Here is a 20,505-nt window from a genome sequence, read left to right on the forward strand (position 1 = left end):
GATCGCCTTGATCGGCATACCTTCGGCTCGGTGCAACCGGCGGATCTCCGCCCAGTCCTCCACCTTGATCACCCTCCACGGTGACAGCAGAGGGGGTCAGATTTCAGCCGTCGCCTGGGGGTCAGTTTTCACGTGTCGTCGACACGGCGGGGCTCGACCTCACAAAACAGTTGCGATCCTCGGTCGCCCCGGAGGGCGACCGCCACGGCATCTGAACAGGCGCTATGCCTCTCCATCGCCGACAGTGGGACTTTCCAATCCACTTTTCAAGCACCATATACGGCGATATCTCCTTCGGAACCTACGGCGAGTCGCGTGAGCACTCCAGGTTCCGAACTACAGGATTACCGATCATGATGAAGTACCGCGTCGGTAATTCCAAGATGGTGCCCCCATGCGAAGGGTTGGCGGCGCCAACGTGGTCAACGTTAACGGCTGTGGAAGGTTCTTGGCCGGGGAGTCACTCCGCGCGAGCATGATGCCAACTGGCGTTCTGCGTGGCCAGATCCGGGGGTCCGGACGGGCACCTTTAACGTGTATGCAGGACGCGTGGATCACCGATGTCCTTGGCCGCAAAGTGCGAGTGCGCACTTGGCGTCGTCGGCTCATGGCGAAACGAACGCTCCTCTTCCGTGGGACCTACCTCGCGTGACTGAGTTAGAGGTGTGACCCGTCAAGATGGGTGATCTGTACAAGCGGAGGCCTCGCCACCGAGGAGTCGAAGGAGATCGGCCGACGAAATGCGGTAGAGATCGCCGATGCGGATGGTTCGCACAGGGAACTGATCCTTCTTTGCGAGCTCGTAGGCCTTGGTCCGGCCGATGCCGAGGATTCGGGCGGCTGTCATCAGGTCGAGAGTCGGCGGCAGGTTCTGGAGGTCGCGGAGCTTGATGTCCTTCACTGGATGCCTCCCGCTGCTGCCGATGCCTCACGGATTCGCGCTACCGCCAACTTGCAGTAGTCCGCGTTGAGCTCGATGCCGATGAACTGCCGGCCGAGTTGCCGGGCGGCAAGGGCGGTTGTTGCCGCTCCGGAAAACGGGTCCAGGACGATGCCGCCGGGGCGGCAGCCGGCGGCAATGGCGCGCAGGGGGAGGTCGATCGGGAAGGGGGCGAAGTGGGCGCCGCGGTAGGGCCTGGTTGAGATGTTCCAGACGTCGCCGGGGTTGCGGCCGTTGGGGTGGGCGGTGTCGTGGGCGTGGCCAGTCGGGCGGATGGCTGTGCCGTGGTGTGTGCCGGCTGATCCCGCCTCGCTGTATTTGCCGACGGGGGGCCAGGGCGTCGAGATGGCGTTGGCCTTCATCCCCCCTCGCCGGGCGCGGCGGGAGAGCGGGCGGTCGCCGGTGTACTGCTCGCGGATGGCGTCGAGGTCGAACCAGTAGAAGCGTTGCTTGACCAGCAGGAAGATCAGCTCGTAGCGGGTGGAGAGCCGGTCCAGGAGAGACTGGGGCATGGCGTTGGGCTTGTGCCAGATGATCGCGTTGCGCAGGATCCAGCCGTCCTGCTGGAGAGCGAAGGCGACGCGCCAGGGCATGCCGAGCAGGTTCTTGGGCGGCACGGTCAGGCGGGTGCGGGGGCGTATGGCCGGTTGCCGCTGGTTGTAAGTGTCGCCGCGGGCGTAGCCGTCGGAGTTGGCCGCGTAGATGTCGCCGAGGTGCAGCCAGCAGGTGCCGTCGTTGGCCAGCACCCGCCGTGCCTCCGCGAAGGTGGCACGGAGGTTTTCGACGTAGTCGTCGGGTGTGGGCTCCCGGTCGTACTCCGGACAGAAGTCGCGCGGACCGTAGGAAGGTGGGCTCGTCACCAGGCAGTCCACGGATCGGTCGGGCATTTCGGTGAGCACCTCCCGGGCGTCACCGAGGTAGAGGGTGGAGTGCTCATCGCGCCAGTAGGGGGCCCTCACCGTGATCCCTCCTGCTCGGAGGAGCTCGTCATGAGGCCAGCGACAGGTGGTCTCGATCCGGTCGTGCGTGAGATGGCTGATGCCGGCGTGCGAGAGACCTGAAGCCAGGCCCTGTTCGTTACTTCCATGGCTGTTCGGGGCGGAACTCAGATACGCGATTCGAGTGCAGCAGCAGCCTCCGGCGCGGCTCCGGCGTGAGCTGTCTCCGCTGGTGAAGGCGCGCGCGAGCCTCTGGCGCCGCTCTGGCGGAGCCTCGCCGCCAATCGGCGCCAGAGGTGTGCCGATGATCGCCAGGGATTGGCGCCGGAGGCATGCCAGAGGAGGCTCGTAGACCGGGGTTCGACGAAGCGAAATTCCTCTCGCTGTGGAGAACCCTGATGAGCACCAACCGACCCGATACGGCCAGCGTCGACTGGTCACCCCTGGACATCGCCGAGCACGCCTTCCAGATGCTCGCCTGCGCACCCAGCCACCTCGCCATCGACGGCAAGAAGCTCGGGCACGGCCTGCCCCGCCGGCGACTGTCACTCATCGAGGTGCGCGATGTCCTGATCCACCCTTCCTGCTCGAACGCCGCCCGCGATGCGGTCTGGCGGCTGCTCGTGACCCGGGCCCGGCAGGACGGGCCGCAGTGGCTGGTGAGCGCGGTCGGTGTTGCCGTACCGGCACTGCGCGGCATCAGCGGCAGGATTTGCCGCGGCTACGTTGCCAGGGACCCGGAAGACATCGACACCGAGGTGCTGACCGCGTTCATCGAAGCGATCCGCACGGTGGACATCGAGCGTCCGAACGTTTTCCCCAGGATGTGCACTGCGGCCAAGCAGGCTGGCGAGCGCGCCCGCGAGAACGCGGAGGCCGGCGCCGCCCGTCGCTTTCCACTCCAGGATTCGGCGCCACCCGTCGCTCCGTGGGGACACCCCGACCTCGTCCTGATCGACGCCGTCGCCAAGGGCGTCATCAGCGAGGTGGACGCCGAGCTGATCGGCATGACCCGCCTGGAGAAGCGCACCCTGGCCGACGCCGCTCGACAGCTCGGTCTGACGACGGAGGCGGCCAAGAAGCGCCGCCAGCGCTCGGAGCCGATCCTCGTCGAGGCCGTTCTCAGTGGAGAAGTCGAGGCGGCCACGTCCCTAACGATCTCCTCTTCCCCCTCTAGAGAGATGGAGGAGGAGGTCCCCACGACTTCCGCGCAGAGCCGACTCTCAGATACGCAACCCGACATCACCACCACGAAGGGAGGCTGGGGCAGCCCCACCGGCTCTGCGCGGAGCTCCTACGGCCTGACCGGGTGGCCGAAGACCTTCATCTCCCACGGCATCGTTTCCCGGCAGGCATTGCCGCGGCAACCGCGTCGGCGGCTACGGCGGCACATCGTCCGCGCAGTCATCGTGGCCGGCTTTGCGGTGGCCGTCATTGCCATCGTCATGGCAACGGCGCGGGCCGACACCGGCAGCGTCGCGGTAATGCCCTGGCGCGGCACCCGAGCGGCGTCTCCGCCGACCAGCCCGGACCAGCTCGGCAGGGTCTTCACGAACCTGCGTAACTGGATCATTGGCCTGCTGGCCACGCTCGCGACGTTGATGCTCACCATCGGTGGCCTGCGCTACCTCGTCGCCGGCGGCGATCCCGGCGAGATCCAGAAGGCCAAGGCCGCCTTCAAGGCCGCTGCCCTCGGCTACGGCCTGGCCGTCCTCGCACCGCTGTTCGTCAATGTCCTCAAGCGCGTCGTGGGCGGGTGACGGCAATGACCTTCCCGACACTTATCCACACCTTGTGGACAAAACCCGCGCCCAGCCCGACACCCTCCCCGGATCTGCCACCACTGCCGTCCCCGGCCGGCAACACCGGCATCAGCTTCGGCATCGGCGGGTGGATCACCAGCCAGATCAACGCCTGGTTCGCCGACCTCGTCGGCTACGCGATCAAGCCGCTGCTCGACACCCTGGCCGCCACCTTCCTCACCACTCCGAGCATCGGCTCTCAGTCAAGGATCGCCGACCTGTGGCACGCGTCCCTGATCATCGCGAACGGGTCGTTCATCGTGTTCGCCACCGTCGGCGCAATCCTGGTCATGGGCTACGAGACGGTCCAGACCAGGTATGCGATCAAGGAGATCCTGCCTCGCTTCGTGCTGGCCTTCCTCGCGACCAACACCAGTCTCCTGCTGACCAGCACCGCTATCGATGCCGCCAACGCCCTCGTCCAGGCCGTGCTCGGGCAAGGTTTCGACGCCCACCGGGCCGCCAACGCGATCCGCTTCCTCGTCATGGTGTCGGGCAACACGCAGATCTTCTACATCCTGCTCATCCTGGTGGCCGTGGTGCTGCTCGTGGCCCTGCTCATCACCTTCGTGCTCCGGGTAGCCCTTACCACCCTGCTGGTCGTCGCTGCTCCCCTCGCCTTGGCCTGCCACGCGCTTCCCCAGACCCACGGCCTCGCGCGGTTGTGGTGGCGAATCTTCACAGGCCTGCTGGTCATCCAGATCTGCCAGTCCCTCACGCTCGCCACCGCCGTACGCGTCTTCTTCAACCAAGGAGGACGCGAAGCCGTGGGCCTGTACGGCAAGGGCCAGCTCTACAACATCCTGCTGGCCCTCGTCCTGCTGATCATCTTGGTCCGGATCCCCGGCTGGGTGTCCCGCGCGATGTTCCTGCCCGGCGGTCGTGGGTTGGGCGTGGTTCGGGTCGTCAAGTACGCCCTGGCCTACAAGCTCACCAGCCCACTGCTGAGCGCCCTGCATCTCCGGAAAGGCTCTGGAAACCGTCCGGCCAAGACTCAGAGGACCCGTGCCCTGGTCGGCACGGCTCTGCCTGCCCTTGCCGCCGGTCCTGCCGGTGCCGCTGCCGCCCGAGGTGCCACCGTGGCAACTGCCGCTGCCGCGGCACGTGGGGGTGCCGGACCGGCAAAGCACGCACCGGTCGCTGCCCACCGTCCCGTACGCGCCGCGGACTGGGAGCCGGCCGTCGCCAAACATGCCCCCACCGCCCCGCCGGTGCAGGGCAAGTACCGCCCGACTCCCCGGCCCCCGCAGCCCATCCCGCCGTCCACATCCATCTACGGCTACCCCCGTGAGACCTACTACGCCGCAGGGCCGGCGGGCCTCAGCCAGATGTACCGGCTGCGGAGCAGCGGAACGACCTCACCTCCGTCCCCGCGCAGGGTGATCGAACCTCCGCCGATCCCCAACCGCCCGGTGCGACCCATCGTGCCGCCCGACGCTCCGGTCCCCGGCTCGCTGGACTGGCCCGAGAATCCCGGCCGCCGCAAGCCGCCTCCCTCAACGCGCCGCCGTACGCGTGGCAAGCGAGGAGATGACGCGCGATGAGCTGGACCGAGATCGTCCGCATCCCCGCCGACGTGGAACAGCCGGACAAGATCGTGTGGGGATTTACCGCTCGGCAGGTGGCCATCCTCGCGGTCATCGGGACCGCCGTGTATCTCGGCTACACCGCCTTCGGCGAGCGCATTCCGCTCACCGCGTTCGCAGCGATCGCCTTGCCAGTCACGGTGGTGGGAGTCCTCCTGGCCGTCGGCACCCACGACGGCATCAGTCTTGACCGCTTCCTGCTTGCTGCTCTCCGGCACCATCGATCGCCTAAGCACCTGGTCGCCGAGCCAGGCGACGTTCCGCCACCGCCAACGTGGGTCGCGGCCAACCCTGGCCCACTCCCCGCGCCCCTCAAGCTCCCCGCACGAGAAGTCGCGGGGGACGGCCTGGTCGATCTCGGCCCGGACGGGGTCGTCGCGATCGCCGAGGTGTCCACGGTCAGTTTCGCCCTCCGAACGCCCGACGAGCAGGACGGTCTAGTCGCCGCCTTCGGACGCTGGCTCAACTCGCTGTCCGGACCGGTGCAGATTCTCGTCCGCGCCGAGCGGGTCGATCTCACCACGACCATTGCCACCCTCCAGGAACGTGTCCCGCAGCTCCCCCACCCCGCGTTGGCGCACGCCGCGCACGAGCACGCCGCGTTCCTGACCGAACTGGCCACCCGCCATGAGCTCTTGCGGCGGCAGGTTCTGCTGGTCATCCGCGAGCCGTCCACGGGTGCCGGCGCCAAAACTGCGGCCGCTGCTCGCGCCTACCGGCGTCTGGACGAGGCAGCCCGGCTTCTGGGCGCGTGCGGGCTCACCGTCCGCCTGCTGGACGGCCCGGCGGTCACCGCTCTTCTGGCCTCCTGCTTCGATCCGACCGCCCCACCCCTCCCGGCGGACGAGCTCGCCCGTCCTGACGAGGCGATCAGCGTGAGAGGCCGGCGATGAGACTCCGACTCCGCCGTATGGCCTGCCCGCCCTCGGGGATCGGCCCGGATTCGATCGAAGTCCGGCCGCGCTGCCTGCATCTTGGCGACGGCCTCTGCGCCACCCTCGTCGTCACGGGATTTCCCCGCGAGGTCGCCCCCGGATGGCTTGAGCCGTTGCTCGCCTACCCCGGACGGCTGGACGTCTCATTGCACATCGAGCCCGTCCCCTCCCTCATCGCCGCCGACCGGCTGCGCAAGCAACTCGCCCGCCTCGAATCGGGGCTTCGCTCCGACACCGAGCACGGACGGCTCCTCGATCCCGGGGCGGAGGTCGCCGCCGAGGACGCCCAGGAGCTGGCATCGAGGATCGCGCGCGGCCAGGCCAAACTTTTCCGCGCTGCCATCTACCTCACCGTCCACGCCGCTACCGAGCAGGAACTCGACGATGCCTGCGCCCAGGCCCGTGCGCTGGCGGCCTCGCTGCTGCTGGATGCCCGGCAGGTCGCCTTCCGGCAGCTACAGGGATGGATTAGCAGCTTGCCGTTCGCCTACGACAACGTGGCGATGCGCAGGACGTTCGACACCCCCGCCCTGGCTGCGGCGTTCCCCTTCACGAGCCCGGATCTGACCACTGAGCTGGGCCCCACCGCCGTCCTGTACGGCGCCAACATGGCGAGTTCGTCCTTGGTCGCCTGGGACCGCTTCGCCCAGGACAACCACAACTCCGTCATCCTCGCCCGGTCGGGGGCGGGCAAGTCCTACCTCGCCAAGCTGGAGGCCTTGCGCTCTCTCTACACCGGCGTCGAGGTCGTCGTCATCGACCCCGAAGACGAGTACGCCCGGCTGTGCTCGGCCGTCGGCGGCGCCTACATCCACCTCGGCGCCCCCAAGGTGCGGCTCAATCCGTTCGATCTGCCGGCCAGGAGCCAGCGCGACAGCGACCCGCTCACCCGACGCGCTCTGTTCCTGCACAGCCTGATCAGCGTCATGCTCGGCGAACCTCTCGACAAGGCGAGCAAGGCCGCACTCGATCGCAGCATCATCGCCGCCTACCGGAAGGCCGGGATCACCTTCGAGGCCCGCACCTGGAATCGGCGCCCCCCGCTCATGCGGGATCTGGTAACCACGCTTACCGCCGACGTCGACTCCAAGGCGAAAGAACTGGCCGCAGGGCTCGCGCCGTATGTCACCGGAAGCCATCGCCAGCTCTTCGACGGCCACACCAGCACCAGGCCCGACTCCCACATGATCGTCTTCTCGCTCCGGGACCTACCGGAGGAGCTGAAGGCGGTCGGTACCCTGCTGGCCCTGGACGCCATCTGGCGGCGCGTCTCCGATCCCCGAAACCGGCGTCCCCGCCTGGTGGTGGTCGACGAGGCGTGGCTGCTCATGCGCGACCCCGAAGGCGCGAAATTCCTCCTGCGCATGGCCAAGGCCGCCCGCAAGCACTGGGCCGGCCTATCCGTGGTTACCCAAGACGCCGCCGACCTGCTCAACTCCGAGATCGGCCAAGCGATCATCGCCAACTCCACCACCCAGATCCTGCTCAAGCAGGCACCTCAGGCGATCGACAAGGTCACCGACGCGTTCCAGCTCTCCGACGGAGAACGCCAACTCCTGCTCTCAGCGGAACGCGGGGCGGGCCTGCTCACGGCCGGCGCGGGCGCCCAGCGCGTGCCGTTGCAGGTGATCGCCAGCCAGCGCGAGCACGACCTGGTCACCTCCTCGCCGCGAGAGCTCGCCGAATCCGAATCCGACTACGACGAGGAGATGGACCTATGATCGACGACCTCATCACCGATCCATCCGCTCTGCTGGACCTGGCCTACGCCTGGCTTTCCGTCCATGCCTGGCACCTGATCGCTCTCGTCGTCTGCCTGGAGCTCGGGACTCTCCTCCTTGGCCAGGCTCTACTCCGGCTGCGCCACCGGCCGCTGGTCCGTAACGCTCGCTGCGTCGAGATCCTCGCGCCACCGGTCGCGGACATGCCGGGCGCCGAGGCGCTTTGGCGCAACCTCATCGGTCTGCTCCGTCCGGCCTGGAAGCGTGTCCTGTTCGGACAGCCTCACCTCGTCTTCGAGTACGTCTTCAGCTCCGGAGGAGTGAGCATCCGCCTTTGGGTGCCCGGTGTGGTCCCCCAGCACCTGGTGGAGCACGCGATCGAAGCGGCGTGGCCATCCGCTCGCACCGCCGTACAGGAGGCGGCGCCCCCTGTGCCGCTCACGGGCTGCTCGTACGGCGGGCAACTGAAGGTCGCCCGTGGCGAGCGGCTCCCCATCCGGCACGATCACGGCACCGATCCCATTCGAGCGCTCGTCGGAGCGGCCGTCGGCATGCCGAGCTGGCAGCACGCCGCTGTGCAGATCCTCGCCCGGCCGGCGACCGGCCGCCGCCTCGCCCACACGATGAAGGCCGGGCCAGCCGGACTGGCGCAAGCCATTCTCGATCTCCTGACTCCGGGACCGCTGCATCCGCGACTGCATCCCCAGCTGCGCCAGTACGCCAAGGACCGGGCAGCCCAGCTGGAGGAGTCCGCCGAGGCACGTGCCATCAGGGACAAGGACCTGCAGCCGCGTTACGTCGTCGCGGTGCGCTACGCGGTGCAGGCCGACGTCTCGGACACCGGCGACGCGCGAACGATGAAGGCGACCGATGCGGCTCGCCGCCACGCCATTCGCGGGCGTGCGCATGCGATCGCCTCGGCGTTCGCCCTGTACTCCGGGCATAACCGGCTCGAACGGCAACGCCTGTTCATGGCCGCCGCTCAGCTGGCGGGGCGCCGGCTGGGAAGAGGGTTCCTGCTCTCCGTGCCGGAGCTCGCATCACTCGCTCACTTGCCGCTCGACGTGGCGGTTCCCGGGCTCCAGCGCGCGGGCGCCAACACGGTCCCGCCTTCACCCCAGATCGCGTACGGCGGAGCGAGCGCCAAGGTCCTCGGCTTCTCCGATGCCGGCCACGAGCGGGCGGTCGCCCTCCGCGTCACCGACTCGTGCCACCACGTGCACGTGCTCGGGCCCAACGGCACCGGCAAGTCGACGCTGCTGGCCCAGATGATCCTCTCCGACATCGAGGCCGGTCGCGGGACCGCGGTGATCGAGGCCAAGGGTGATCTGATCAGCGACCTACTGGGCCTGGTCCCCGAATCGGTCGCAGACAAAATCGTGCTGATCGATCCCGACGATCGCCACGCGCGCCCCTCCCTGAACGTTCTCGGCGGCGCCGAGCTCGACATGGGCGTGGACAACCTCGTCGGCATCTTCCACAAGATCTACGCCGACTACTGGGGACCCCGGACCGACGACATCCTGCGTGGCTGCGCCCTCACCCTCGCCGCTCACAGTGGCACCCTCGCCGACGTCCCCACACTGCTCATCGACGCCGAATACCGGCGCAGCCTTGTCGCTGGCGTACGGGATCCACTGTTGCTCGGCTTCTGGCAGTGGTACGAGAGTCTGTCCGACTCCGCCAGGGCGCACGTCACCAGCCCAATCATGAACAAGCTCCGGGCGTTCCTCCTCCGCCCGTTCGTACGCGACGTGCTCGGGTCTGCCCGATCGACCTTTGACCTTAGCAAGGTGCTCGACGGCGGAATCCTCCTCGTCCGGCTTCCCAAGGGCGTGCTGGGTGACGACAGCGCCCGCCTGCTCGGCTCCATGATCCTCGCGCAGATCTGGCAGGCCGCTTCCCACCGCGCCAAGCTGGGCCGCCCCCGCTCGCCGGCCGCCCTCTACGTCGACGAAGCGCACAACTTCCTCACCCTGCCGCACGCCCTGAGCGACATGCTCGCGGAAGCCCGCGCCTATCGACTGTCCCTGGTGCTCGCACACCAGCACCTGGCCCAGCTTCCGCGAGACCTACGGCAGGCGGTCTCCTCGGACGCCCGCAACAAGATCTACTTTTCGCTCTCGCCAGAGGACGCCCGAGAGGTGGAGCACCACTTCACGCCGTACCTCCGCGCACATGATCTGGCCAATCTCGGCGCCTTCCAGGCCGCCGCCAGGCTCGTATGCCGCTCCACGGAAGCGCCTCCTTTCACATTGCGCACCAGGCCCCTGCCCGAACCTTCGCGTGATGTGGCGCGCCTCGTCAGGGCCGCAGCCGCGAAGGCGCACGGCCGTACCGCCGCCGTGCCTGAAACCCGCCGGGACGACCCCCGGCTCCACCACTGAAGGAGAACCAGATGTCCACCGCCCGATCCGCTCCCGCCGTGCTCGCTCAACTCGCCGCCCGGCTCACCATGCGGGATCGCCATCTGCTTCGGCTCATCAGAGAGCAGCGCGTCCTGACCTCGGCGCAGATCGCCCAGATTGCGTTCGACACCGACGACGCCGCCCGCAAACGGCTGCTCGCCCTGCACCACATGGGCGTGCTGGACCGCTTCCGGCCCAACCTGCCGCCCGGCATGGGGACCGCTCCGTACCACTACGTGCTCGGGCCAGCGGGCGCGGCCGTGCTCGCTTCCGAGGACGGCGTGGACCTCAGCGCTTACGGCTACCGCCGGGACCGGGTCCTGTCCATCGCCTACAGCCAGCGGCTCGCCCACACCGTCGGCACCAACGGCTTCGGCGCGGAGCTACGAGGGTTCGCCCGGCGGTACGCGAACGCGGAACTGGCCAGTTGGTGGCCCGAAGGTCGTTGCGCCTCCGTCTGGGGTGACACAGTCCGTCCGGACGCGTACGGCCGCTGGCGCCAGGACGAGCACACGGTCGACTTCTTCCTCGAATACGACACCGGCAGCGAGCCACTCGACCGGGTCGTACGCAAGCTCGACGGCTATGCGGCCTTGACCCAGGCCACTCAGGTCATCACTCCCGTTCTCTTCTGGGTTCAGGGGGAGCGGCGTGAGGCGAATCTGCGGCGCAAGCTCGTGCAGCACCCGGCACATGCCTTCGTCCCGATCGCGACCGGTAACCCGTCAGTGCTCGTCGGCCCAGTGGACGACGGGCCCGCGGGAGAGAAGTGGCTCCCCTCCGACGCAGAGGGACCCCGGCTTCGTCTCGCCGGGCTGGCCCTGCACTGGCCGGGTCTGGGACCGCGCGAGGCCATCGCGCCGCCTGACGCCCCGCCCCGGGAGGACGACGAGTGATCGTCGAAACCGGGCTGGGAGCCAAAGCTGTGATCGCTGGAGGAGGGATCGTGTCAGGTATCGCGTTGCTCGCTGGGATGGCCGGCGGCGCCAAAGTCGCCGAGACCTCCGGCGACCCGGCGAAGCTGGCCGCAAGCCTCTGCTCATCTGCACCCACAAGCAAGGTCACGGCTGTGACCGACCTGAGCCGTGAGCAGGTCGCGAACGCGCGCATCATCGTGGACACCGCGACGGCACTGGGGCTCCCCCAGCGTGCGGCGGTCATCGGGGTCGCGACGGCTCTGCAGGAATCCGGCTTGAAGAACGACGTGGTTGGGGACCACGGCACGTCCTTCGGGCTCTTCCAGCAGCGCCCCGTCAGCGGGTGGGGCACCAAGGCCGAGGTGACCGACCCGCGCTATGCCGCACGGGCGTTCTTCTCCCGACTCGTCAAGGTGCACAACTGGCAGGCGATGCCGCTCGCCAAAGCCGCATCGATCGTCCAGCGGCCACGCGAAGACCTGCGTGGCGAGTACGCGAAACACGAGCCCCTGGCCGAGAAGGTCGTGGCCCAGATTCGGGGAGCACAACCTGCGGCCGACGGAACACGCGGTCTCTCCGTACAAGAGCTCCAGGACGTGCGGGTCAGCATCCAAGCTGCCGCGTCGCTCGGGCTGCCACGAGACGTGATCGTGGCGGAGGTCGGCACCCGCCTTCGGCGAGATCTTACGGACCGCACGGAATCAGAGAGGAGAGCTGAGGAGATTGTCAGTGCGGTTCAGGAACAGCTGTGCAGCGACTTGACGTCGCAGCTGAGCGAAGTCTCTGTCGATGTCGACCTCGGAGCCGGCCGGGGTGCGATAGCCGTACGAGCCGCACTCGGGATGCGTGGCGTGCCGTACTCCTGGGGAGGCGGCGGGCCGACTGGCCCGAGCTACGGCATCGGTCGCGGCGCGGGCACCCGCGGCTTCGACTGCTCGGGGCTGGCCGAGTATGCCTGGAGCAAGGCGGGCGTCAGGATCGGCGGCCACACTTCGGTCCAGTGGACGTCCGGGGTCCACGTACCGCGGTCGCAGATCAAGCCCGGTGACCTGCTCTTCTTCGCGACGAATCCCCAGGACCCGTCGACCATCCACCACGTGGGGATCGCGTTAAACGGGACGCGGATGGTCCACGCGCCGTCCACCGGAAGCACCGTCCGCGTGGATATCTGGGTCGGAGACCCATACCGAGAACGGGAGTTCGTCGGAGCCGTGCGCCCCGGCTGAAGTCCCTACCTATATCGACCTGAGCTGACCGCCCGCTCTGGTGCCCACTCGCGGCATCGATGTCAGTCCAGATCACCAACACGTCATTGCTGAGCCGTAATCACGGCCCGGCTGTGATCGCCCATTCCCTCAAATCACTCATTCGGAGGTTACCCATGTCCAAAATCATCGCGTTCGCGACCGCTCTGTCCGCCTTCGTCAGCCTGGCATCTCCTGCCGCTGCAAGCGGCACCGGCTGGAGTGACGGCGACAGCCGGTACGGGTCCGTCGAAGTGAGCGCCGACCGCAAGCACATCACCGTCTGCGACAGCCGCGCCGATAGCACGTCCGTCTACGCCAAGTACGCCACCTCGTACAAGCTCATCCACACGGTGAAGGACGAGAAGGGCGGAGACTTCGAGTGCGGCGAGGACAGCGTCTTCCTCGGGAAGATCACAGTCTTCAAGATCTGCTTCCTGACCAACCACGTCGCCGGCCGGTGCAACGACTCCATCTGGATCGAACGGTAGCTGCGCGACGCGGGCACACCCAAACACGGCAGTGGCGGCTTATGCGCCGTGCCCCACGCTGAGCTGGTCATAGCCCGCCAGCCAGGGGGACCGGCCGGGGCAGAGCAGCCTGAGAAGGCAAGCTCTTGATTCGAACCCCGCCGGTCCCCCTGCAGGTGGAAACCACTCCACGAGAAATCTCCGGTGGCCGTCGTAGGCCCGCCATTTGTTAGTCGCACCCGAAAGAATGATCTTCATCGTGACCACCACCGCTGCGCCACCCAAGCCGCATACGCGCCCTTTGCCAGGCGATCTCGCCGACGGCCCTGCAGTCCTGCTCTACCTGCTCCCTCGCGCGCCGCTCACCGCTGACGAGTGTGAGGCGTTGTCCGTGGTCCTTACCGCCCGCGCCGCCGCAGTGCAACAACACACGGGAAGTTGATTCAACCGAGCAACCTCAGGAACCAGTAGAAGGGGTGGCTCAACCGACCTGCACTGTCGACGAGGTTCTCGATGCCGCTTGGTGCGCCTGCGCGTAGGCTTGTCAGTGACCACTCTCACCGTTTTCTTGGTCGATTTCGATGAGGTGGGTCGGGGGCCGGTTCGTTCGCGAGCCGGCCCTCTTAGGGCGTCCCGGGTCTCCGCGCTGGGTGCCTGTCAAGCATCACCGCCGGGCCGGTGTGCGCTTGAGCCGCGTCCGCCCACGTCCCCTGCGGCGTGGCCCGTGGCGACAAGACGACTGCGGCGTCCGAGGACTCACCGAAGGCGCCAAACCCTATGCCCAAGCGACACGCCCCGGCTGCATCTCCTTTATGGCGGGGACAGTTGCTCCAGTCGTTGCTGGTAATAGCGGGTGTCGTTGTGGTCGTGGCCGAATCGTGCGGCCGTGAGGTCGCGGGCCTGGGTGAAGTGATGGATGGCTTGGGTGGTGTCTTCCCGCCGTTCGGCGAGGTCGCCGAGCTTGCCGTGGGAGATTGATAGGTCGCGTTGGGCTTGGGCGTTGTCGGGGTCGGCCTGCGCCAGTCGCGCGGCGATGTCGAGGCCCTGTTGGTAGGCCTGCCGGGCGGCGGGCAGGTCGCCGGCCGTGACCGCCACGTCCCCCACCCTGTCCAGGGAGAGACTGATAGGTCGCGTTGGGCTTGGGCGTTGTCGGGGTCGGCGTGGGCCAGCCGCGTGAGGATGGTGTGGCTTTCGTGGTAGGCCGTGCGGGCGGCGGGCAGGTCGCCGGCCGCGACCGCCACGTCCCCCACGTTGTTCAGGGAGATTGATAGGTCGCGTTGGGCTTGGGCGTTGTCGGGGTCGGCGTGGGCCAGCCGCGTGAGGATGGTGTGGCTGGTTTGGTAGGCCTGCCGGGCGGCGGGCAGGTCGCCGGCCGCGACCGCCACGTCCCCCACGTTGTTCAGGGAGATTGATAGGTCGCGTTGGGCTTGGGCGTTGTCGGGGTCGGCGTGGGCCAGCCGCTCGGCGATGTCGAGGCCCTGTTGGTAGGCCTGCCGGGCGGCGGGCAGGTCGCCGGCCGCGACGGCCGCGTTCCCCACCTTTTCTAGGGAGACTGATAGGTCGCGTTGGGCTTGGGCGTTGTCGGGGTCGGCGTGGGCCAGCCGCTCGGCGATGTCGAGGCCCTGTTGGTAGGCCTGCCGGGCGGCGGGCAGGTCGCCGGCCGCGACGGCCGCGTTCCCCACCTTTTCTAGGGAGATTGATAGGTCGCGTTGGGCTTGGGCGTTGTCGGGGTCGGCGTGGGCCAGCCGCGTGAGGATGGTGTGGCTTTCGTGGTAGGCCGTGCGGGCGGCGGGCAGGTCGCCGGCTGCGACCGCCACGTCCCCCACGTTGTTCAGGGAGATTGATAGGTCGCGTTGAGCTTGGGCGTTGCCGGGGTCGGCGTGGGCCAGCCGCGCCCGGATGGTGTGGCTTTCGTGGTAGGCCGTGCGGGCGGCTGCCAGGTCGCCGGCCGCGACCGCCACGTTCCCCACCTTGTTCAGGGAGATTGATAGGTCGCGTTGGGCTTGGGCGTTGTCGGGGTCGGCCTGCGCCAGTCGCGCGGCGATGTCGAGGCCCTGTTGGTAGGCCTGCCGGGCGGCGGGCAGGTCGCCGGCCGTGACCGCCACGTCCCCCACGTTGTCCAGGGAGACTGATAGGTCGCGTTGAGCTTGGGCGTTGCCGGGGTCGGCCTGCGCCAGTCGCGCGGCGATGTCGTGGCTGGTTTGGTAGGCCTGCCGGGCGGCGGGCAGGTCGCCGGCTGCGACCGCCACGTTCCCCACGTTGTTCAGGGAGATTGATAGGTCGCGTTGGGCTTGGGCGTTGTCGGGGTCGGCCTGTAGACGTTCGGAGGCTGCCGAGGTGTAGCGCTCGGCACATGCTCCTGCGGCAGTCACGTTTCCGGTGAGAATGAGCGCCGTGAGTTCCAGATCTGAAAGATGTAGATAGTTAGGCGTGTGGATGTGCATAGATGGCGTCACCTCGCCCAGGAAGGACGCCACTGATAGTTGACCCGCCGTCGCGGCCAGGAAGTCAGCGGCTTGAACGCTGAAATTGACCGCCTCCACGTGGTCGTCGAGAGCGATCAGGTGGTGGGCGATGTCGAGTAGATCGTCCAAGCCACCGCGGCCGGATTGGATCCGGGCCAGGCGCATCGGGATGGCGCGGCGGCGGCGAGTCGCCTCTTCACCGACCTGGTAAGGGCGGAGTGCCTCGGCCACCCATGTGTGGATGACCACTTCGGCCGGATCGGGGCGGGTCAGCAGGGTGAGGTCGGTCAGACGCTCGGCCGCCGCTCGGACCGTGTCTGTCGCCTCCAGGGATGGCGACTCGCCATGCACTGCGACGGTAAGGTCATCGATCGCCATCGGGACGAGGGTGACGGCGGCTTGGAGTAAGGTCTCCCGTTCGTCGTCGGTGAGCAACGCGACCAACTCCGCCAGCAGCACGTCGCGGCTGGCAAGCCGCAGGGCGCGTTGCGCCGCCTCGTCGAGACTGCTGGCGCCCTCCCGCGACAGGCCATGCTCTCTCGCCAAATCTCTGATCTTCGTATTGACGTGAGCAAGAGTGGACCTGCCGGAGCGGAGCAGGGCGTCGACGAACTCGATCAGACGCGGATGACCCCCGATCGTACGCATCAGGTTCTTACGGTCCTCGGAACCGAGATCGCGCAGCTTAGAGTGGCGCAGCAGCAACCGGCCCAGCTCCGCCGTGCTCAACGGCGGAACGTCGACCCGTACCAGCGCGTCCATGCCGGGGATCGGATAGCGACAGGTGACCAGCAATCCCCCCACGCCGACCGCATCACAGAGCGCCTGGAAGACCTCCTCGAATCCGGGGTCTGAGAACGCCGAGCCGTCGGGACTAAGGTTCTGCTCGAAGTCGTCAAACACCAGCAGCAGCGGATGGGCAGCGAGCAGTTGGACGACGACCGCGACTTTGTCCTGGTCGGCGATTTCATGGGCACGCAATCGCTTGGCCGCCCATGCGAACGGCTCCTGGCCTTCCAGTGCGGCGGCGACACCGTCGATGAGGCGCTGTGGATTCCACTGGCCCGCATGGACGCCGACGAGCCAGCCCTCCTCGCGCATACGTCCCATGACCCGGCTGGCCAGGGCGCTCTTGCCGATCCCGCCGATACCGCACAGCGCGGCACCCACGCAGGCGCCGTGCTCTTCGAGCGAACGCTCCGCGCGACGCAGCACGTTCAAGGCGGCGCGCAATTGGGGGCGCCGGCCGATGAGCTGCCCGAGGCTCAGCTGGTGCACCCCTTGCCCCTGGCTGGGCTGAGCGAACCGGCTCAACTCCTCGGCGGGCGCACCGGGGTCGACCAGGCGGGTGTCGGCCGCAGCGCAGATCAAGGTGGCCACACCATACTCCGGACTGGCCTGGACACCAGCGCGGCGCCGATCAAGGCGGCGCTCCTCCAAGGTGCGGCGGGCATCGGCGAGTGCGACGCCCGGCGAGACCCCCCGCACGGCGAGCTCACGGTAGAACAGCCGGGCCAGCTCAGTCGCATACGCATCGCTCACAGCCGCCTGCATCGCCAACACGCGGTCCGCGCCATTCCGTACCAACGAGACGGCCAGGCTGTCGCCGTCAGCGGGCGCGGCACCTGCGCAGGAGGACAAGACGATGAGTGGCAGCGGGCGGCGGGCCGCTTTCACCATATCGATGAGCTTGCCTATCCCGACGGGCACGGCGTTCCCGTCCTCGTCCTCCAATTCCAGGCCGTCGGCGGACCCACGCGCCGAAAGATGAAGGACGTGGAACTGGTCGGCTTTCAAGGCCTCGGTGATCTGCTCGGGATGGGCGACCTCCAGGATGCGTACGCGAGCCGGGGTCTGCTGGCCGGCCGCCCCAATGGAGTCGACGATGGCCTGCATCTCCCGTTCGATATCCAGCGGGCGGCTGGCCGTACGCGTCTCATCTGGGGTGGCGACGGCGGCCAGGATCTTCAACGGCCCCGCGAGCGGCGGCGTCGCGTGGCGGTCCGGATCACCATCCTGCGCGAGACGGCGGACCAGGCAGACGCCCCCCAGCGTGGACAGGAGACGCCCGTCGGGGAGACGCATGAGTTCGAACGGCAACTCCAAGGCACGGCCGTCGGCGGCAATCGTGATGTCGACGGCCTCACCAATGCCGGATCGGTCGACGAGGTCGGTCAGCGTGCGCGCGGTGGCCGGTCCGAGCACAGCCGCGCCCAACTCATGGCCCGCCTCGGCCATGGCCTTCTCCGCCTCGGCCACAGACCAGTGCGCGATCCATGGGGAGCGCGTCGGAAGCCGCGCACGCCACTCGCCCAGTGGCGATCCCGACAGGGTGGCCGTTGTGATCAGCTCCCCGTTCTCCGCCCGGACGGCCAGCGTCAGGCCCTGATGAAGGGGCGCGAGCGTAGGAGGTGCCGGCCCACGCTCGCCTTTCACGTAGGAGGCCAAGCGGCGCAGCTCAGGATCGCCGTCGTCGATGCGGGCGATTCGGTAAACCGTGCTCGATCCCGGACTCATAAAACCGGGCAGGTCGCCGGCAGACCCGCCCGGCAGGACGACTGGCAGGAAGCGCCTGCGCGCCTCCTTAGGATCCTGGTAGAAGGCGTCGCGGATCCGGCTCGCCTCGTAGCGGACTCCGCGTCCTTGGCCTGCCGGTGCCTTGTCGGCGGCCCGAACAACATATTGCGGTGAGGCGATGACCAGAACGAACGCGGCCTGATCGAACTGCTCGTCAATCCACGCCGACCATTCCTGTGGGCGATCGCCATCGGCGAGGTCCACCATCGCGTCGATTCCCTGCACTGTGCGCAGGTGCGTGTAGAGCCGGCGAACGGCTTCGCGATGCTCGTCGGAGTCGTGGGCGTAGGAGATGAATACCCTGACGTGTCTCCGATCCCCTGGATTGACCTGCTCCCACATCCACCGCTCCCGCCCGTCGGGAGACCACGGTAGGTCGATTTACGTCACGCTCGGGCGTCGCGTCATCAACCCGTTATTGTCGGTCACTTCCGGCCAGCCGAGAACGTGCGTGGGGTTCGTCCCCTATGGGGTGGGCTGTAGCCCGATCATGGCTTCGGGGTCCCGGACCCCGGCGAGTAGCGCGAAACCCAGTGCATAGCGGTAGATATCCGCCTGGACCTCGGCCAGCTCGGCCCGGCACTCCGCATTGTGTGGCCATTCGGACTCGGGCACGGCTGGCATGGCAGTTTCGAACTCCTTGAGCCGCGGATGCCACTTGGACAGGAAGGGCCTCAGCTCACGGTTGAGCATGGTGACGGCGAAGTGTTCGACGGTCTGACCACCTGGGACGGGTACCGACGGCCGGCTGGTCTTGAGCGTCTCCCGCGTAACGGTGAACAGGCTGTACAGGGAGTTCATTGCCTCCCGGATCAGACCCTCGTCGTGCGCGAGGCGCTGGGTCGAGATGCGAGTGGCGGTCTCGACGAACAACTTCCAGGCGACTTGCCGGCTCTCGTTGTTAACCACGAAGGTCAGCTCGCTGATCTGCGGCACGGTGACCTTGACCTCGGTCAGGCGCGCCGCCCTGTTGTACACCTGCGAGACCAGGACAGCTGCCATGCCCGCCAGCGCACCGGTCACGAGGAACAGATTGCGCCCACTGATCTGCGTCAACGCGTGCGCCGCCACTCCGACGAGAGCTCCCACCAACCCCGCCGCGACCAGCCGTACGCCCCGACCGCGCAGGGCCGCCACGGCTACCTGCTTTGCTGTTGCCACGGCGACTCACCCTTCGGCTGATCCTTCGGGACAAAGGTGACTTTACGCTTCTCGTTGACCTGTACCGCAAGATCGCGGGGGTCTCATCGCTCTCCGGGCAAGTCATCAAGTCGCTGCTGGTAATAGCGGGTGTCGTCGTGGTCGGGGCCCAAGAGTGCGGTAATGAGGGCGCGGGCCTGAGTGAAGTGATGAATGGCCTGGGCGGTGTCTTCCCGCCGTTCGGCCAGATCGCCGAGCTTGCCGTGTGAGATGGATAGGTCGCGTTGGGCTTGTGCGTTGCCGAGGTCGGCTTGCGCCAGCCGTACCCGGATGTCGTGGCTGTCCTCATAGGCCTGGCGTGCGGCCTGCAGGTCCCCGGCCATGAGCGCCACGTCCCCCACTTTCTCCAGGGAGACCGATAGGTCGCGTTGGGCTTGTGCGTTGCCGGGGTCGGCGTGGGCCAGCCGCGTGGCGATGTCGAGGCTGTGTTGGTAGGCCGTGCGGGCGGCGGGCAGGTCGCCGGCTGCGACCGCCACGTCCCCGACTTTGTTCATGGAGACTGATAGGTCGCGTTGGGCTTGTGCGTTGCCGGGGTCGGCCTGTGCCAGCCGCGCCCGGATGGTGTGGCTGTCGTGGTAAGCCTGGCGGGCGGCTTTCAGGTCCCCGGCTGCGGCCGCCACGTTCCCCACCTTTTCAAAGGCGATGGACAAGTCGCGTTGGGCTTGGGCGTTGCCAGAGTCGGTTTCCGCCAGCCGCGCGAGGATGTCATGGCTGTCTTGGTAGGCCTGGCGTGCGGCGTGCGAATCGCCGGCTGCGACCGCCATGTCCCCCACCCTGTTCAGGGAGACTGATAGGTCGCGTTGGGCTTGGGCGTTGCCGGGGTCGGCGTGTGCCAACCGTGTGAGGATGTCGTGGCTGTCTTGGTATGCCTGGCGTGCGGCTTTAAGGTCGCCAGTTGCGACAGCCGCGTCCCCGATCTTGTTCAGGGAGACCGATAGGTCGCGTTGAGCTTGTGTGTTGTCAGGGTCGGCGTGTGCCAACCGTGTGAGGATGCCGAGGCCCTCTTGGTAGGCCTGGCGTGCGGCTTTAAGGTCGCCAGCTGCGACAGCCGCATTTCCAATCTTGTTTAGGGAGGCTGATAGGTCGCGTTGGGCTTGTGTGTTGTCGGGGTCGGCGTGTGCCAGCCGTGCTGTGATGTTGCGGCTGTCTTGGTAGGCCTGGCGTGCGGCTGACAGGTCCCCGGCCATGACTGCCACGTCCCCGACTTTGTTCAGGGAGACTGATAGGTCGCGTTGGGCTTGTGTGTTGTCGGGGTCGGCGTGTGCCAGCCGTGCTGTGATGTTGCGGCTGTCTTGGTAGGCC

General features: G+C 67.7%; 13 protein-coding genes. 8 read left to right on the plus strand and 5 right to left on the minus strand.

Annotated elements, in window-relative coordinates:
• Nucleotides 1-673 precede the first annotated feature (673 nt).
• Together AB0B72_RS30110 and AB0B72_RS30115 are read right to left on the minus strand one after the other, a co-directional pair.
• Entirely contained in the window at nt 674-901 is a 228-nt protein-coding gene (locus AB0B72_RS30110; protein WP_367742551.1) for a helix-turn-helix domain-containing protein, read from the minus strand.
• Nucleotides 898-1,899: a site-specific DNA-methyltransferase gene (locus tag AB0B72_RS30115; RefSeq protein ID WP_367742553.1), complete on the minus strand. Its 1,002-nt coding sequence runs from the start codon at nt 1,897-1,899 to the stop codon at nt 898-900. The genes AB0B72_RS30110 and AB0B72_RS30115 overlap by 4 nt, the downstream gene beginning before the upstream one ends.
• 377 nt (nt 1,900-2,276) lie before the next feature.
• Here AB0B72_RS30115 and AB0B72_RS30120 point away from each other — a divergent pair, with 377 nt between their 5' ends.
• The 8 genes from AB0B72_RS30120 (at nt 2,277) to AB0B72_RS30155 (ending at nt 12,982) form a co-directional block, all read left to right on the plus strand.
• Nucleotides 2,277-3,638 (plus strand): hypothetical protein, encoded by a 1,362-nt coding sequence (locus AB0B72_RS30120; protein ID WP_367742554.1) that lies wholly within the window; start codon nt 2,277-2,279, stop codon nt 3,636-3,638.
• A 5-nt stretch (nt 3,639-3,643) separates the two neighbouring features.
• Nucleotides 3,644-5,224 carry a hypothetical protein gene (locus AB0B72_RS30125; RefSeq protein ID WP_367742555.1) on the plus strand — a complete coding sequence of 527 codons (1,581 nt, stop codon included), beginning with the start codon at nt 3,644-3,646 and terminating at the stop codon, nt 5,222-5,224.
• Entirely contained in the window at nt 5,221-6,159 is a 939-nt protein-coding gene (locus AB0B72_RS30130; protein WP_367742556.1) for a PrgI family protein, read from the plus strand. The genes AB0B72_RS30125 and AB0B72_RS30130 overlap by 4 nt, the downstream gene beginning before the upstream one ends.
• The gene (locus tag AB0B72_RS30135; protein ID WP_367742558.1) at nt 6,156-7,922 is read left to right on the plus strand and encodes a VirB4 family type IV secretion system protein; all 1,767 of its coding nucleotides are present in this window, start codon (nt 6,156-6,158) and stop codon (nt 7,920-7,922) included. Before AB0B72_RS30130 ends, AB0B72_RS30135 begins: the two co-directional genes overlap by 4 nt.
• Nucleotides 7,919-10,309: a type IV secretory system conjugative DNA transfer family protein gene (locus tag AB0B72_RS30140; RefSeq protein ID WP_367742559.1), complete on the plus strand. Its 2,391-nt coding sequence runs from the start codon at nt 7,919-7,921 to the stop codon at nt 10,307-10,309. The genes AB0B72_RS30135 and AB0B72_RS30140 overlap by 4 nt, the downstream gene beginning before the upstream one ends.
• Before the next feature lie 11 nt (nt 10,310-10,320).
• Complete coding sequence (locus tag AB0B72_RS30145; protein ID WP_367742560.1) at nt 10,321-11,226, plus strand: replication-relaxation family protein; 906 nt, start codon at nt 10,321-10,323, stop codon at nt 11,224-11,226.
• Nucleotides 11,223-12,473, plus strand: a complete 1,251-nt coding sequence (locus AB0B72_RS30150) for a C40 family peptidase (protein WP_367742561.1) — start codon at nt 11,223-11,225, stop codon at nt 12,471-12,473. The genes AB0B72_RS30145 and AB0B72_RS30150 overlap by 4 nt, the downstream gene beginning before the upstream one ends.
• A gap of 155 nt (nt 12,474-12,628) precedes the next feature.
• Nucleotides 12,629-12,982 (plus strand): hypothetical protein, encoded by a 354-nt coding sequence (locus tag AB0B72_RS30155; protein ID WP_367742563.1) that lies wholly within the window; start codon nt 12,629-12,631, stop codon nt 12,980-12,982.
• 602 nt (nt 12,983-13,584) lie between these two features.
• Here AB0B72_RS30155 and AB0B72_RS30160 read toward each other — a convergent pair.
• The 3 genes from AB0B72_RS30160 to AB0B72_RS30170 form a co-directional block, all read right to left on the minus strand.
• Nucleotides 13,585-18,345: a CHAT domain-containing protein gene (locus AB0B72_RS30160; protein WP_367742564.1), complete on the minus strand. Its 4,761-nt coding sequence runs from the start codon at nt 18,343-18,345 to the stop codon at nt 13,585-13,587.
• Between the two features lie 123 nt (nt 18,346-18,468).
• Entirely contained in the window at nt 18,469-19,164 is a 696-nt protein-coding gene (locus AB0B72_RS30165) for a hypothetical protein (RefSeq protein ID WP_367742566.1), read from the minus strand.
• 83 nt (nt 19,165-19,247) lie between these two features.
• Nucleotides 19,248-20,505 (minus strand): hypothetical protein (locus tag AB0B72_RS30170; protein WP_367742569.1); only part of this gene is annotated, 1,258 nt, incomplete at its 5' end.

It is taken from the genome of Microbispora sp. NPDC049125 (genome assembly GCF_040802045.1).
GTDB lineage: Bacteria > Actinomycetota > Actinomycetes > Streptosporangiales > Streptosporangiaceae > Microbispora.

What these genes read in the sequence shown, in the direction of transcription:
- AB0B72_RS30135 (WP_367742558.1), top strand. Translation starts at nt 6,156, where the DNA reads ATGAGACTCCGACTCCGCCGTATGGCCTGCCCGCCCTCGGGGATCGGC.
- AB0B72_RS30145 (WP_367742560.1), top strand. Translation starts at nt 10,321, where the DNA reads ATGTCCACCGCCCGATCCGCTCCCGCCGTGCTCGCTCAACTCGCCGCC.
- AB0B72_RS30125 (WP_367742555.1), top strand. Translation starts at nt 3,644, where the DNA reads ATGACCTTCCCGACACTTATCCACACCTTGTGGACAAAACCCGCGCCC.
- AB0B72_RS30140 (WP_367742559.1), top strand. Translation starts at nt 7,919, where the DNA reads ATGATCGACGACCTCATCACCGATCCATCCGCTCTGCTGGACCTGGCC.
- AB0B72_RS30120 (WP_367742554.1), top strand. Translation starts at nt 2,277, where the DNA reads ATGAGCACCAACCGACCCGATACGGCCAGCGTCGACTGGTCACCCCTG.
- AB0B72_RS30160 (WP_367742564.1), bottom strand. Translation starts at nt 18,345, where the DNA reads ATGTGGGAGCAGGTCAATCCAGGGGATCGGAGACACGTCAGGGTATTC.
- AB0B72_RS30155 (WP_367742563.1), top strand. Translation starts at nt 12,629, where the DNA reads ATGTCCAAAATCATCGCGTTCGCGACCGCTCTGTCCGCCTTCGTCAGC.
- AB0B72_RS30130 (WP_367742556.1), top strand. Translation starts at nt 5,221, where the DNA reads ATGAGCTGGACCGAGATCGTCCGCATCCCCGCCGACGTGGAACAGCCG.